Source organism: Mycobacterium sp. NGS68, assembly GCF_059812195.1.
Map to the genome: position 1 here is coordinate 1 of NZ_JCALCE010000047.1, position 15165 is coordinate 15165.

8 protein-coding genes are annotated in these 15165 nt (G+C 70.5%); 5 read left to right on the top strand and 3 right to left on the bottom strand.

What is annotated here, in order from left to right; all coding sequences use genetic code 11:
• From AC5Y5V_RS28710 to AC5Y5V_RS28720, 3 genes are all read right to left on the bottom strand, one after another.
• Positions 1 to 316: hemophore-related protein (locus tag AC5Y5V_RS28710; protein WP_499942036.1), on the bottom strand; the 316-nt coding region annotated here is incomplete at its 3' end.
• Between the two features lie 198 nt (positions 317 to 514).
• The gene (locus AC5Y5V_RS28715; protein ID WP_499942038.1) at positions 515 to 2536 is read right to left on the bottom strand and encodes an FAD-dependent oxidoreductase; all 2022 of its coding nucleotides are present in this window, start codon (positions 2534 to 2536) and stop codon (positions 515 to 517) included.
• Positions 2533 to 3111 (bottom strand): PadR family transcriptional regulator, encoded by a 579-nt coding sequence (locus AC5Y5V_RS28720; protein ID WP_499942040.1) that lies wholly within the window; start codon positions 3109 to 3111, stop codon positions 2533 to 2535. The genes AC5Y5V_RS28715 and AC5Y5V_RS28720 overlap by 4 nt, the downstream gene beginning before the upstream one ends.
• 213 nt (positions 3112 to 3324) lie before the next feature.
• Between AC5Y5V_RS28720 and fdxA the strand changes: the two genes are divergently transcribed.
• From fdxA to pks2, 5 genes are all read left to right on the top strand, one after another.
• The gene (gene fdxA, locus AC5Y5V_RS28725) at positions 3325 to 3651 is read left to right on the top strand and encodes a ferredoxin (RefSeq protein ID WP_499942043.1); all 327 of its coding nucleotides are present in this window, start codon (positions 3325 to 3327) and stop codon (positions 3649 to 3651) included.
• Positions 3648 to 4754, top strand: coding sequence for a succinyldiaminopimelate transaminase (gene dapC, locus AC5Y5V_RS28730; protein ID WP_499942080.1), 1107 nt, complete (start codon positions 3648 to 3650; stop codon positions 4752 to 4754). The genes fdxA and dapC overlap by 4 nt, the downstream gene beginning before the upstream one ends.
• A 20-nt stretch (positions 4755 to 4774) precedes the next feature.
• Positions 4775 to 7141, top strand: coding sequence for an APC family permease (locus AC5Y5V_RS28735; RefSeq protein ID WP_499942046.1), 2367 nt, complete (start codon positions 4775 to 4777; stop codon positions 7139 to 7141).
• A 10-nt stretch (positions 7142 to 7151) separates the two neighbouring features.
• Positions 7152 to 8423, top strand: a complete 1272-nt coding sequence (locus tag AC5Y5V_RS28740; RefSeq protein ID WP_499942048.1) for an alpha/beta hydrolase fold domain-containing protein — start codon at positions 7152 to 7154, stop codon at positions 8421 to 8423.
• A gap of 217 nt (positions 8424 to 8640) precedes the next feature.
• Positions 8641 to 14952: a sulfolipid-1 biosynthesis phthioceranic/hydroxyphthioceranic acid synthase gene (pks2, locus tag AC5Y5V_RS28745; RefSeq protein WP_499942050.1), complete on the top strand. Its 6312-nt coding sequence runs from the start codon at positions 8641 to 8643 to the stop codon at positions 14950 to 14952.
• Positions 14953 to 15165 lie beyond the last annotated feature (213 nt).

Below are 15165 nucleotides of genomic sequence, written 5' to 3' on the forward strand. Positions count from 1 at the left end.
AGTTCTCGCAGACCGCCGCGACTCGCGTGACGACCCCCGAGTACTTCGGGGGCAGCTGCGACAGGAGCTGCTGCCGCTGCGGCGACCCGGGCGGCGCGGAGAGGAACTGCTGCAGATAGCCCGACGCGATCGGGCTGCTGCTGAACTTCGCGCCGTTCGCCGGGTCGGTTGCATTGAGCGCGTTGATCACCTGCGTGTAGCTGCAGGTCGTCATGATTGGATCCGGATTCGCGTGTGCGACGCCGGTCGCGGCGGCCAGTGCAAACGCTGAGGCGCCGACGCTGGCGGCCAGTTTGGTAAGCGACAACCTGATCATTTGTGGACCTTTCCCCAAATTAAGTACCGTCGCGCAAGACGGCGACGACATGTAACCGGTTGCCGTCTTTCGTCGAGGGTACCAGCCCCCGTGGGCGTGTTTCGATCACGAAAGCTATCGCAAATCGCGTGTCGGGCCTTACTTTCCGCAGGTCAGCGGACTAATAGCGGGCTAGCTGTGTAAATGCTAGGTAGACCATTAGAGTTGCGCGGCGAGCTCCGTACCCTGCCTGATGGCACGCTTGGCGTCCAGCTCGGCGGCGAACGCCGCACCTCCGATGATGTGCGGGTCGACGCCGCTGCTGCGCAGCTCGCTTTCCAGGTCGCGCACCGGTTCCTGGCCCGCGCACACCACCACGTTGTCCACCGCGAGCACCCGCGGGCGCTGGTGATCCGGGCCGAAGCTGACGTGCAGGCCGTCGTCGTCGATCCGCTCGTAGTTCACCCCGCACAGCTGCTCGACGCCCTTGGCCTTCAACGACGCCCGGTGCACCCAGCCGGTCGTCTTGCCCAGCCGCTTGCCCTGCGGTCCCTTGGTGCGCTGCAGCAGGTACACCTGTCGGGCGGGCGGCGCCGGCAGCGCGGTGGTGAGCGCGCCGCGCGCCTCCTGCGGGTCGACCACCCCCCACTCGGCCTTCCACTCCTTCACATTGAGCGTCGGCGAATCCTCGGTCACCAGCAGCTCGCTGACGTCGAAGCCGATGCCCCCGGCGCCGATCACGGCCACGGTCTTCCCGACGGGTTTGGCGCCGGTGATCGCTTCGGCGTAGGTAAGCACCTTGGGGTGGTCGATGCCGGGGATGTCCGGGATGCGCGGCACCACCCCGGTGGCCAGCACGACGTCCTCGAAGTCGGTCAGCTCGGCGGCGGTCACCCGGGTGCCCAGCCGAACCGTGACGGCGTGCTTGGCCAGCATCGTCGTGAAGTAGCGGATGGTCTCGTTGAACTCCTCTTTGCCGGGAATGCGGCGGGCCATGTCGAACTGGCCGCCGATGAAGTCGTTCGCGTCGAACAGCGTGACGCGGTGGCCGCGCTGCGCGGCGTTGACGGCCGCGGCCAGCCCGGCCGGGCCGGCGCCGACGACGGCCACCGAGCGGGCGCGCCGCGTCGGCGAGAGCACCAGCTTGGTCTCGTGGGCGGCCCTGGGATTGAGCAGGCACGACGCCGTCTTCTTGGCGAAAGCGTGGTCCAGGCAGGCCTGGTTGCAGGCGATGCAGGTGTTGATCTCGTCCACCCGGCCGGACTGCGCCTTGAGCACCCACTCCGGGTCGCTCAGCAGCGGCCGCGCCATCGAGATCAGTTGCACCGCGGTATCGGCCAGGATCTGTTCGGCGGCCTGGGGCATGTTGATCCGGTTGGATGCCACGACGGGAACGCCGACGTGCTCGGCGAGCGCGCTGCTGACGTCGACAAACGCGGCGCCCGGCACCGAGGTGACGATCGTCGGCACCCGCGCCTCGTGCCAGCCGAAGCCGGAATTGATGATCGTGGCGCCGGCTGCCTCCACTTCGGTTGCCAGCGCGACGATTTCGTCCCAGCTCTGACCGTCCTCGACGTAGTCGGCCATCGACATCCGGTAGCAGATGATGAAATCGGGGCCGACCGCCTCGCGGGTGCGGCGCACGATCTCGACCGGGAACCGACGGCGGTTGGCCGGCGTGCCGCCCCAGGAATCGGTGCGCCGGTTGGTCCGCGGCGCCAGGAACTGGTTGAGCAAATAGCCTTCGCTGCCCATGATTTCGACGCCGTCGTATCCGGCGTCGCGGGCCAGCTGGGCGCAGCGCACGAAGTCGCCGATCGTGCCGTCGACGCCACGCGAGGTCAGCGCGCGCGGCCGGAACGGGTTGATCGGCGCCTTGATCGACGACGCGCTCACCGAGAGCGGGTGGTAGGCATACCGTCCGGCGTGCAGGATCTGCAGCAGGATCTTGGCGTCCTCCTCATGCACCGCGCGGGTGACGCGGCGGTGCCGTCGGGCCTGCGAACCGGAGGTCAGGTCCGACGCGAACGGCAGCAGCCAGCCGGTGCGGTTGGGGGAGTAGCCGCCGGTGATGATCAACCCGACGCCGCCGCGGGCGCGTTCGGCGAAGTACGCGGCCAGCCGGTCGACGTTGTGCGCCCGGTCTTCCAGCCCGGTGTGCATGGATCCCATCACCACCCGGTTGCGCAGCGTGGTGAACCCGAGATCCAGCGGGGACAACAGATTTGGGTAAGGGGTCACGGTGTCTCCTGCAACGCTTGGGCCACTTCGTCGAGCCATTCGATGGCACTTTCTTCGGCCCGGATGCCGCCGCGCAGCACCAGGTACTGGTGCAGGGCGGCGCCGCGCAGAACGGACGGGTCGGCGAAGCCACGCTTTTCGAGGCCGCGGTAGGTGTCCAGGGAATCGGCGCGCTCGGCGCGCAGCGCGAGGACCTGGACGCGCAGCGCCGCAGGGTCGCCGTAGCCGACACCGCGCAGCTTGACGGCGACGTCCCGGGTGGCTCGAATCACGTTGTCGGACAGCGCGCTGCCGCGACCGGGCCGCGCCGGGCTCAGCGGTTCGGCGATCCAACGGGCCAGCTCGGCCCGGCCGTCCTCGGTCACGGTGTAGACCTTCTTGTCGGGGCGGCCGTGCTGGGCCACGGTGGTGGAGCGCACCCAGCCGTCGTCCTCCATCGCCCGCAACGTCCGGTAGATCTGCTGGTGGCTTGCGACCCAGAAGTATCCGATGGATCGGTCGAATCGCCGGGCCAACTCGTAGCCCGAGCCGGCCTGTTCGCACAGCGACACCAGGATCGCGTGGGGCAACGCCATCCGGGCAGCATAGGCGCCGGTATGCCCCCCTATGCAACCGAGTGCATACGGCTGGACATATTTTCGGGCGTGCCCAGTGGTTGCGGTGTATGTGCAACGTCTAGTATCAGTAACCGAATGCTTGCCGCGAAGCAGCCTCCGGCAGGCCAAACCTGAACAAAGCAGCCCAAACCGGAACGAGCAGTACATGGAGGACACCTTGAGGAGACGTCCGTGACGTACGTGATCGCCCAGCCCTGCGTCGACATCAAGGACAAGGCATGCATCGAGGAGTGCCCGGTCGACTGCATTTACGAAGGCGTCCGGCAGCTGTACATCCACCCCGACGAATGCGTCGACTGCGGTGCCTGTGAACCCGTCTGTCCCGTCGAAGCGATCTATTACGAAGACGACGTGCCCGACCAGTGGGGCCAGTACACGCAGATCAATGCCGACTTTTTCGACGAGCTCGGATCGCCGGGCGGCGCGGCCAAGGTCGGCATGACCGAGAACGACCCGCAAGCGGTCAAGGACCTGCCACCGCAGGGCGAAGGCGACTGAGCGGGCCCGTCTCGGCGTCCCTGCCGGAATTTCCCTGGGACACGCTGGCCGACGCGAAAGCGCTGGCCGGAGCCCATGACGGCGGCATCGTCGACCTGTCCGTCGGCACGCCGGTCGATCCGGTCGCGCCGCTGATTCAGGAGGCGCTGACGGCCGCCGCCTGGTCCCCGGGGTATCCCGCGACCGCCGGCACCGGCCGGCTGCGGGAATCGGCGGTCGCCGCCCTGGCCCGCCGCTACGGCATCACCGGCCTGCCCGAGTCGGCCGTGCTGCCGGTGATCGGCACCAAGGAGCTGATCGCCTGGCTGCCGACCCTGCTGGGGTTGGGCGCAGCTGATGTGGTGGTGATCCCGGAGCTGGCGTATCCGACGTATGAGGTCGGCGCCCGGCTGGCCGGCGCGCAGGTGCTGCGGGCGGACTCGCTGACCCAGCTGGGTCCGCTGTCGCCCGCGTTGGTCTACCTGAACTCCCCGAGCAACCCGACCGGCCGCGTGCTGGGCGTCGACCACCTGCGCAAGGTCGTGGGCTGGGCCCGCGAACGGGGTGTCCTCGTCGCGTCCGACGAGTGCTACCTGGGCCTGGCCTGGGACTTAGAAGCCGCAGAGCCGCTCTCGGTGCTGCATCCCGACGTCTGCGACGGCGACCACACCGGGTTGCTGGCCGTGCACTCGCTGTCGAAGAGCTCGTCGCTGGCTGGATACCGGGCCGGCCTGGTGGCCGGCGACCCGCGCGTCGTCGCCGAGTTGCTGGCGGTGCGCAAACACGCCGGGATGATCGTGCCGACGCCGGTGCAGGCCGCGATGGTGGCGGCCCTCGACGACGACGAGCACGAGAAGATGCAGCGGGAGCGCTACGCGCGGCGGCGGGCCGCGTTGGCGGCGGCGCTGCGCTCGGCGGGCTTCACCCTCGACCACTCCGAGGCCGGCCTCTATCTGTGGGCCACCTGCGGGCGGCCCTGCCGCGAGACCGTCGGCTGGCTCGCGGAGCGCGGCATCCTGGTGGCTCCCGGGGACTTCTACGGTCCCCGCGGCGCGCGGCACGTGCGGGTGGCGCTGACCGCCACCGACGAACGCATCGCCGCCGCTGTGCAGCGGCTCACGTAGCACTCGGGTAAGAATTATTCGTGACTTCTACCGCTGGCGCTTCCAAGCTCCGTATCCCGCTGTCAATCGGGGACATCGCCAAGCGGGTCTTTCTCGGCAAGCCGCTGATCACCGAGAACCTCAACGCCGAGAAGCTGTCGAATCCCGTTGCGCTCGGGGCGCTTTCGCCGGACGCGATCTCGTCGACCGCCTACGGTCCCGAACAGATCCTCATCGAGCTGCTGCCGCACGCCGGGCTGGCGGCGTTCCTGCTGCTGCTCCCGGTCACCGGCGTCATCCTGCTGATCCTGGTGCTGGTGGCCGCGTCCTACCGGCAGGTCGTGATGGCCTACACCCGCGCGGGCGGGTCCTACATCGTCGCGCGGGAGAATTTCGGCCCCCGGGTGGCGCAGGTCGCCGCCGCCGCTCTGCTGATCGACTACGTGGTCACCGTCGCCGTGCAGTCCGCGGCGGGGACGGTCGCGGTGGTGTCGGCGCTGCCGGCGCTGGGGCGCTACAGCCTGGAAATCACCGTCGGCGTAGTGATCCTGATCTGCTACCTGAACCTGCGCGGGCTCAAGGAAGCGGGAAAGCCGTTCGCGGTGGCGACGTACTCCTTCATCGTGATGGTCGGCTTGACGATCGTCGTCGGCGTCGCCCGCCACCTGTTCTGGGGCCTCGCGCTGGTGCCGCAACAGGCCGGAATGGTGCGGGTCGAGTCCGGCAACGGCGTGGTGATGGGCGCAACGGTTCTGGTGTTGCTGCGTGCGTTCGCCAACGGGGGTTCGTCGCTGACCGGCGTCGAAGCCATCTCCAACACCGTCGACGCCTTCCAAAAGCCTCAGGGCCGCAACGCACGCCGGGTGCTGACCGCCATGGCCTGCATTCTGGGCTTCCTGCTCGCCGGCGTCGCGTATCTGGCGTACGCCACCCACGCCACGCCGTACCTGACGGAGTATCCGTCGGTGCTGTCGCAGGTGGGCCGCGCCGTGTTCGGCAACGGGGCGGTCGGTGACGTCTTCTACTTCCTGGTCCAGGCGTCCACGGCCGCCATCCTGTTCACCGGCGCGAACACCAGCTTCAACGGCTTCCCGGCCCTGGCCAGCTTCGTCGCCGAGGACCGCTTTCTGCCCCGGCAGCTGACGAAGCGCGGTCACCGGCTGGTGTTCTCGAACGGCATCATCGCGCTGACCGCGCTGTCGGTGGCGCTGTTGGTGACGACCGGCGGATCGGTCAATGCGCTGGTGCCCTTCTATGCGATCGGCGTGTTCACCGGGTTCTCGATGGCCGGCTACGGCATGACCAAACACCATCTGACGCAGCGCGAACCGGGGTGGCGGCGCCGGCTGGCGATCAACCTGTCCGCGGCCGTCCTGTCGACGATCGTGGTCGGCATCTTCGCGGTGGCCAAGTTCACCGAGGGCGCCTGGCTGGTGGTCGTCGTCTTCCCCGTGCTGGTGTTCATCCTGATCCGGCTCAACAAGGAGTACCGGGCCGAGGCCGCCATCCTCGAGATGTTCCGCACCGACCGCCCCGAATTGGTGAAGTACGCCCGGCATCGCGTGTTCGTCTTCGTCAACTCGCTCGACCTCGCGACGATCGAGGGGCTGCGCTACGGCAAGGGGCTGCGGGCCGACGAGCTGATCGCGGTGCACTTCATGGTCGACGCGGCCCATGCCGCGCAGCTGCGGAAACGTTGGGACAACTTCGATCTCGACACCCCGCTGCGCGTCGTCGACTGCCCGGACCGGCGCGTCACCCGGGCCGCGCAACTGCTGGTCGCCAAGGCCGTCAAGGAACAAGGCAACACCAACGTGACGGTGCTGCTGCCGCGCCGGACGTATGCGCCGCTGCTGGGACGGCTGCTGCACGACCGCACCGCGGACAAAGTCGCCCGTGCCGTCAGCCTGCTGCCCGACGCGGCCGCGACGATCGTGCCCTACGACGTGCAGTCGCGGATCCAGGAGGCGTACCCCGAGCGCTTCGAGCAGCGCCTGGTGCGTGAGCTGGACAAGCTCGAAACGTGGGTGTTCCAGGGCGAGGAGCGCGACGCCGACGAATACGCGCACCCCGAACCCAGCGATCGCCCGTCGTCGGTGATCACCGTGGCCGGCCTGATCCCCGGCCAGCGCGCGACCTTCGAGGGGCGGGTCGGCGAGGTCGAGGACGTCACCCAACGGCGCCGCACCTATCGGCAGGTGGTGGTAGGCGACGACACGGGAGAGATCACCATTTCCTTCCGCCCCGGGCACGGCGCCGACATACAGCCCGGTCAGCTGCTGCGGGTGATCGGCAAGGCGCGGCAGAGCGGCAACCGGCCGATCACGATGGTCGACCCCGCCTATCACGTCCTCGAGGACGCCGGCGAGAAGGAGCGGCCGGACGCAAGTGGCGGCGCGGACGGTTAGATTCGTTGGCATGAGACGAGTGGGGGCTGTCCTATCGCCAGTGTTGTCCGTAGTGAGTCTGGTGTTCACCGCCAACGGCTACCGCCCGTTGACCAAGAGCGGCTACGGCTCGTTGTACGCGTTCGCGTACGGCCTGTTCGCGTCGGAGCTGCCGTTGCCGACGTTGGCCGCGCAGGTGGGGGCGTTCGCGGCGGTGTCCCGCCGGCTGTCCGGGCGGGTGCGCCTGGTCGGCGGGGCACTGGCGGGGCTGTCCTGGCTGGGGCTGCTGGGCCTGCGCCGCTCCGGACGCCGGGCCGACGAGCCGCTGACCTCAGCCTTGGACGAAGGCCTGGGCCCGGACCGTCGCACCGAGTCGGGCGACCTGTGGCAGCGGTCGGCGCCGGGGGGAGCGACCGCGAAGAAGCCCGGTGTGGTGCGCATGCTGCGGGTTTACCGCGACTACGCGCACGACGGGGACATCAGCTACGGCGAGTTCGGCTCGCGCAACCACCTGGACGTCTGGCGGCGGCCCGACCTGGACCGGGGTGCCCGCGCGCCGGTGTTGCTGCAGGTTCCCGGCGGCGCCTGGATGACGGGCAATAAGCGCGGCCAGGCGCATCCGCTGATGAGCCACCTCGCGGAGCTGGGCTGGGTCTGCGTGGCCATCAACTACCGGCTCAGCCCGCGGTCGACCTGGCCGGACCACATCGTCGACGTCAAGCGCGCGATCGCCTGGACCAAGGAGAACATCGCCGAATACGGGGGTGATCCGGACTGGATCGCGATCACCGGCGGCTCGGCGGGCGGGCACCTGTCGTCGCTGGCCGCGCTCACCCCCAACGATCCGCAGTTCCAGCCGGGGTTCGAGGCGGCCGACACCCGGGTGCAGGCGGCCGTCCCGTTCTACGGCGTCTACGACTTCACCCGTTCGGACGCCTCGATGCATCCGTTGCTGACGCCGGTGGTGGCCAAGAATGTATTCAAGTTGAGCCGGACGCAGATCGCGGAGCCGTTTCGGCTGGCCTCGCCGATCACCCACGCCACCGCGGACGCGCCGCCGTTCTTCGTGCTGCACGGCCGCAACGACTCGCTGATCCCGGTCGAGCAGGCGCGCATCTTCACCGCGCGGCTGCGTGAGGTCAGCCGCAATCCCGTCGTCTACGCCGAGTTGCCTTGCGCGCAGCACGCTTTCGACATCTTCGGATCCCCGCGCGCGGCGCACGCCGCGGTGGCGGTCGAACAGTTCCTGGCCGAGGTGTACGCGTCCGACCGAAGCCGACTCGACCAGCCCGCCTGCGGCTGACCCCCGGCTAACCCCAGCCGTGCCATTCGCCTGAAGCCAATCAGCGCTTGCAGTTAAACTAGTTTAGTTTGGCTACCAACGCTGTGACCTGCACATAACGAGACTTGAGCCCGAATGTCGGGGGAGCATGGCACGCGCATCGGCGTGCGGGGCTCGTTCGCACACTCCCACGGCGGCTGGCTGCCCGGCGTCGAGAGACCAGACAGGGGACTGCAGATTGCGCGCCGCAAATTCCACACCCGTTGCCGTCATAGGCATGGCTTGTCGGCTGCCCGGCGGAATCGACTCTCCCCAACGCCTGTGGGAGGCGTTGCTGCGCGGCGACAATCTGGTGGGCGAGGTTCCCGCGGACCGGTGGGACGCGGACCTGTTCTACGACGCGGAGCCGGGTGTACCGGGCCGGTCGGTGTCGCGGTGGGGCGCCTTCCTGGACGACGTCGGGGGCTTCGACTGCGACTTCTTCGGCATGACGGAGCGGGAGGCCATCGCGATCGACCCGCAGCACCGGCTGCTGCTGGAGGCCTCGTGGGACGCGATCGAGCACGCGGGTCTGGACCCGGCGCGGCTCGCGGAGTCGCAGACCGGCGTGTTCGTCGGGCTGACGCACGGCGACTACGAGTTGCTGTCCGCGGACTGCGGCGCCGCTGAAGGGCCCTACGGCTTCACCGGCACCAGCAACAGCTTCGCGTCGGGCCGGGTGTCCTACGCGCTGGGGCTGCGCGGTCCCGCGGTCACCGTCGACACGGCGTGTTCGTCCGGCCTGATGGCCGTGCACCAGGCCTGCCGCAGCCTGGCCGACGGGGAAAGCGACCTGGCCATCGCCGGCGGTGTCTCCGTCACGCTCGAACCGCGCAAGTCCGTGTCCGGGTCGCTGCAGGGCATCCTGTCGCCCACCGGCCGCTGCTCCGCGTTCGACGCCGCGGGCGACGGCTTCGTCACCGGCGAGGGCTGCGTCGTGGTGCTGCTCAAGCGGTTGCCCGACGCGCAGCGCGACGGCGACCGCATCCTGGCCGTCGTGCGTGGCACCGCGGCCAACCAGGACGGCCGCACCGAGAACATCGCGGCACCGTCGCAGGACGCGCAGATCGCGGTATACCGGTCGGCGCTGGCCGCCGCGGGATTGGATTCGCAGGACGCCGCCACGATCGGCCTGGTCGAGGCGCACGGCACGGGAACCCCGGTGGGCGACCCGATCGAATACGCCAGCCTGGCCGCGGTCTACGGGACCGACGGCCCCTGCGCGCTGGGCGCGGTGAAGACGAACTTCGGCCACCTGCAGTCGACGTCGGGTCCGCTCGGCCTGATCAAGGCGGTCCTTGCCCTGCAGCATGGCGTGGTTCCGCGGAACCTGCACTTCACCCGGCTGCCCGACGACCTCGCGCCGATCCCGACGGAGCTCTTCGTGCCGCAGGCCACCACGCCCTGGCCCATCGAAGGGCTGCGCCGCGCCGCGGTGTCGTCCTACGGCATGTCCGGCACCAACGTGCACGCGATTCTCGAGCAAGCACCGGCACAGGCGCCGCTGGAAGTCACGGAAGCGCCTGTGCCGCTGCTGTTCCCGGTGTCCGCGACGTCCGCCGAGCAGCTGCGCGTCACGGCCGCCCGGCTGGCGGATTGGGTCGACGAGCACGCCGGCGAGTTGGTGCTGCGGGATCTCGGCTACACCCTGGCGCGCCGTCGGGCGCACCGGTCGGTGCGCACCGTGGTGTCGGCCTGTAGCGCCCGCGAGCTGAGCAAGGCGTTGCGGGCGGTCGCCGACGGCGACATCCCCTACCCGCCCGCGGTACCGCAGGAGGATCGCGGCCCGGTCTGGGTGTTCTCCGGGCAGGGCTCGCAGTGGCCGGTGATGGGCGGCGACCTGCTCGTCCGGGAGCCGGTGTTCGCCGCGGCGATCGCGGCGATGGAGCCCGTGATCGCCGAGGAGGCGGGCTTCTCGGTGACCGAGGTTCTCTCGGGTCAGGCGAAGGTGACCGGCATCGAGCGGGTGCAGCCGACGATCGTCGCGATGCAGATCGCGCTGGCCGAGACGCTGAAGTCCTACGGGGTGCGTCCCGGCGCGGTGATCGGGCACTCGCTCGGCGAGTCCGCGGCGGCCGTCGTCGCCGGGGCGCTCTCGGTCCGGGACGGTCTGCGGGTGATCTGCCGTCGCTCCCGCCTGTTGTCGCGCATCGCCGGCAGCGGGGCCATGGCGTTGGTGGAACTGCCTGGGCAGCAAGTGCTTTCGGAGCTGTCCAGTCGCGGGGTGTCCGACGTCGTGCTGTCGGTGGTCGCCTCGCCCACCGTCACCGTGGTCGGCGGCGACACCGGGGCCGTACGCGAGATGGTGGCCGCCTGGCAGGAGCAGGGCGTGATGGCGCGTGAGGTGGTGGTGGACGTCGCGTCGCACTCGCCGCAGGTCGATCCGATCCTCGACGATCTGGTCGACGCCCTCGCCGACCTGGAGCCGACCGCGGCGGAGGTTCCGTACTACTCGGCGACCCTGTGGAACCCGCGGGAGCGTCCGCCGTTCAACGCCGACTACTGGGCCGAAAACCTGCGCTACACCGTGCGGTTCGCGGCGGCCGTGCAGGCGGCGCTCAAGGACGGTTTCCGCGTCTTCGGGGAGCTGTCGCCGCATCCGCTGCTGACCCACGCCATCGAGCAGAACGCCGCCAGCCTGGACATCACCGGGGTGGCGCTGGCGGCCATGCGGCGCGAGCAGGAACTGCCGCTCGGGCTGCGCGGCTTCGTCGCCGACGTACACAGCGCCGGCGGCGCGGTGGACTTCGCTGCCCTGTATCCCACCGGGAACCTGGTGGACGCGCCGCTGCCGACCTGGACGCACCGGCAGCTGATGCTCAGCCGCGAGTCGGCCGACCACCCCGGCCACGGCGCCGCCGTGACGGCCGTCCACCCGCTGCTCGGGGCGCATGTCCACCTGCGCGAGGAGCCCGAGCGCCACGTGTGGCAGGGCGAAGTCGGCACCGAGACGCACCCGTGGCTCGGCGACCACCAGATCCACAACGTCGCCGCGCTGCCCGGCGCCGCCTACTGCGAGATGGCGCTGGCCGCCGCGCGCGCGACCCTCGGCCAGCGGTCCGAGGTCCGCGACCTCGTGTTCGACGAGACGCTCCTGCTGGCCGCCGACACGGTGGCCTCGTCGGCGGCCACGGTCGCCGATCCGGGCGTGCTGGAGTTCGTGGTGGACACCCACGACGACGGCGAACGCGTGCGCCGGGCCACCGCGGTGCTGCACGCCCTGGACAACCTGGACGAGCCCGCCGCGCACGACCTGCACACGCTGATGGCCAACCACCCGTCCCGCATCGAGGGCGACGAACTGCGCAAGGGCTTCGAGACCGTCGGCATTCAGTACGGCCCGGCGTTCGGGGGCCTGGCCGCGGTGCAGGTCGCCGAGAAGGACATCACGTCGGTGCTCGCCGAGGTCGCGCTGCCGCCGTCGATCCGGTCCCAGCAGTCGGCGTACGGCGCGCACCCCGCGATGCTCGACGCGTGCTTCCAGTCGGTGGTCGTGCATCCCGTGGCGCAGCAGGCCAGCCAGGGTGGTCCGCTGTTGCCGATGGGTGTGCGCACGCTGCGCAACTACCACTCCATGCGCAACGCGCACTATTGCCTGACCCGCGTCCGCCCGACGCGGGCGGGGGAGCGCGAGGCCGGCATAGAAGCTGACATCGACGTGATGGACCAGTCCGGGACGGTTCTGCTGACCGTCGAGGGACTGCGACTGGGCGGCGGAGTTTCCCAGCGGGAGCGCGAGCACCGCGTGCTCAACGAGCGGCTGTTCACCATCGAATGGGAATCGCGCGAGCTGCCGCACGCATCCAGCGAACCGGGATCGTGGCTGCTGCTGAGCGCCTGCCCACTTGCCTGCGACGACGAGCTGACGGCGCGGCTCGGCGACGCGCTGAACACCGACGACGCCCACTGCACGACCGCGCACCTGCCGGTGGGATCCGACGGCATCGACACCGAACGGCTGCGTGACCTGCTCACCGGCGGCGGGACGCATGGCGTCCTCAAGGGCCTCACCGGGGTGGTCGTGCTGACCGCCTCGACGGCCGGCGCGTCGGAGGGCGAACTGCGGCGCGGCCGGGACTACGTGTCCCACCTGGTCGACATCGCCCGCGAGCTGGCGGACCTGCCGGGCCAGCCGCCCCGGCTGTTCGTGGTCACCCGGAACGCCGTGACAGTGCGACAGGGCGACCTGACGAACCTGGAGCAGGCCGGGCTGCGCGGCCTGACCCGCGTGATCGATTCCGAACACCCGCACCTGGGCGCGACCCTGATCGACATCGACGACACCGAGGCGGCCGCCGAGCAGGTGGCCCGGCAGCTGCACAGCGGCTCGGAGGAGGACGAGACCGCCTGGCGCGGCGGCGGCTGGTACACCGCTCGGCTGCGGCACGGCCCGCTGCGGCCGGCCGAGCGGCGCACCACCGTGGTGGACCATGAGGTCGACGGCATGCGCCTGCAGATCCGCAGCCCCGGCGACCTCGAGTCGCTGGAGTTCGTCGCGGCCGCCCGGGTGGCGCCGGGGCCAGGCGAGATCGAGGTCGCGGTGACCGCGTCCACCGTCAACTTCGCCGACGCGCTGGTCGCCTTCGGCCGGTATCCCACCTTCGAGGGCGGTCGGACGCAACTCGGCAGCGACGTCGCCGGTGTGGTGACTGGGGTCGGGCCGGGCGTCACCGAGCATCGGGTCGGCGACCACGTGGCCGGGGTGTCGGCGCACGGCTGCTGGGGCACCTTCGTGATCTGCGACGCCCGGCTCGCGGTCACGCTGCCTGCCGAGGTGCCGCTGGCCGAGGCCGCCGCGGTGCCCACCGCGTACGCGACGGCGTGGCACGGCCTGCACGACCTGGCCCGCATCGCGCCGGGCGACAAGGTGCTGATCCACTCCGGCACCGGCGGCGTCGGGCAGGCGGCGATCGCGATCGCCCGGGCCGTCGGGTGCGAGATCTTCGCGACGGCAGGCAGCCCCCAGCGCCGACAACTGTTGCGCGACATGGGCGTCGAGCACGTCTACGACTCACGCAGCACCGAGTTTGCCGACCAGATCCGGCGTGACACCGACGGCTACGGCGTCGACGTCGTGCTCAACTCGCTGCCCGGGGCCGCCCAACGCGCGGGCATCGACCTGCTCGCGTTCGGGGGCAGGTTCGTCGAGATCGGCAAGCGCGACATCTACGGCGATACCCGGCTCGGATTGTTCCCGTTCCGCCGCAACCTGTCGCTGTATGCGGTCGACCTGGCGCTGCTGGCGCAGACGCACCCGCAGACCGTCCGACGCCTGCTGACCACCGTCTTCGGGCGCGTGGCCGACGGTGTGCTGCCGGCGCCGCACACCACGCACTACCCGATTCACGACGCCGCCGTCGCCGTGCGCCTCGTCGGCGGTGCCGGGCACACCGGCAAGGTGCTGCTCGACGTGCCGCGCACCGGAAGGACCGTGGCCGTCGTACCGCCGGAGCAGGTCCGTCCGTTCCGCGCCGACGGCGCCTACATCGTCACCGGCGGGATCGGCGGCCTGGGCCTGTTCCTCGCCGGCGAGATGGCCTTTCCCGGCGGCACGGCCGGCTGCGGGCGGATCGTGCTCAACTCCCGCTCGGCGCCCGACGCGCGGGCGCTGCAGGCCATCGAGGACCTGCGCGCCCGCGGCGCGGACATCGCGGTCGAGTGTGGTGACGTCGCCGAGCCCACGACGGCCGAGCGCCTGGTGGCGGCTGCGACGGCGACGGGACTGCCGGTGCGCGGTGTGTTGCACGCGGCGGCGGTCGCCGAGGACGCGACGCTGGCCCACGTCACCGAGGAGCTGATCGACCGCTGCTGGGCGCCGAAGGTCTACGGCGCGTGGAACCTGCACCGGGCGACCGTGGGCGAGCCGCTGGACTGGTTCTGCGTGTTCTCGTCGGCCGCCGCGCTCGTGGGTTCGCCGGGTCAGGGCGCCTACGCCGCGGCCAACAGCTGGCTGGACGCCTTCGCCCAATGGCGGCGCGCCCAGGGCCTGCCGGGCGCCGCGATCGCCTGGGGCGCGTGGTCGGAGGTCGGCCGCGCCAACGCCCTGGCCGAAGACGCCGGCGTCGCGATCCAGCCCGCCGAGGGCTACCGCGCGTTCGAGACGTTGCTGCGCTACGACCGCCCCTACGCCGGCTACGCGCCGATCATGGGCACGCCGTGGCTGACGTCGTTCGCGCAGCGCAGCCGCTTCGCCGAGGCGTTCCAGTCCGTGGCTGGCGACCAGCCGGACTCGGGCAGGTTCCTCGCCGAACTCAAGGCGCTGCCCCGCGACGAATGGCCCGGCACGATCCGCCGGCTGGTGTCCGGCCAGATCACCCTGCTGCTGCGGCGCACGATCGACCCCGATCGCCCGCTGTCGGACTACGGCATGGACTCGCTGGGCAACCTCGAACTGCGCACGCGAATCGAAATCGAAACCGGCGTCCGCATCAGCCCCGCCAAGATCACCACGGTGCGGGGTCTCGCCGAGCACCTGTACGACGAGCTCGCCGCGCTGGCCGACCGGGCCTGACGTCGAGGCTGCGCCGAGGGCGTTGACTCCCGGCGAACGTCGACCGCTGATAGGCGTCTTTCGCAGCCGGTTCACTCTCGGCGGCTTGCGCGCCGGTCGCTGTCACTCCCGTCGCCGCCACTCTCTTCGCCGCCACTCCCGTCGCCGCCACTCCCGTCGCCGCCACGCCTGTCGCCGCCACGCCTGTCGCCGAAAGTGAAGCCACTGCGGAAA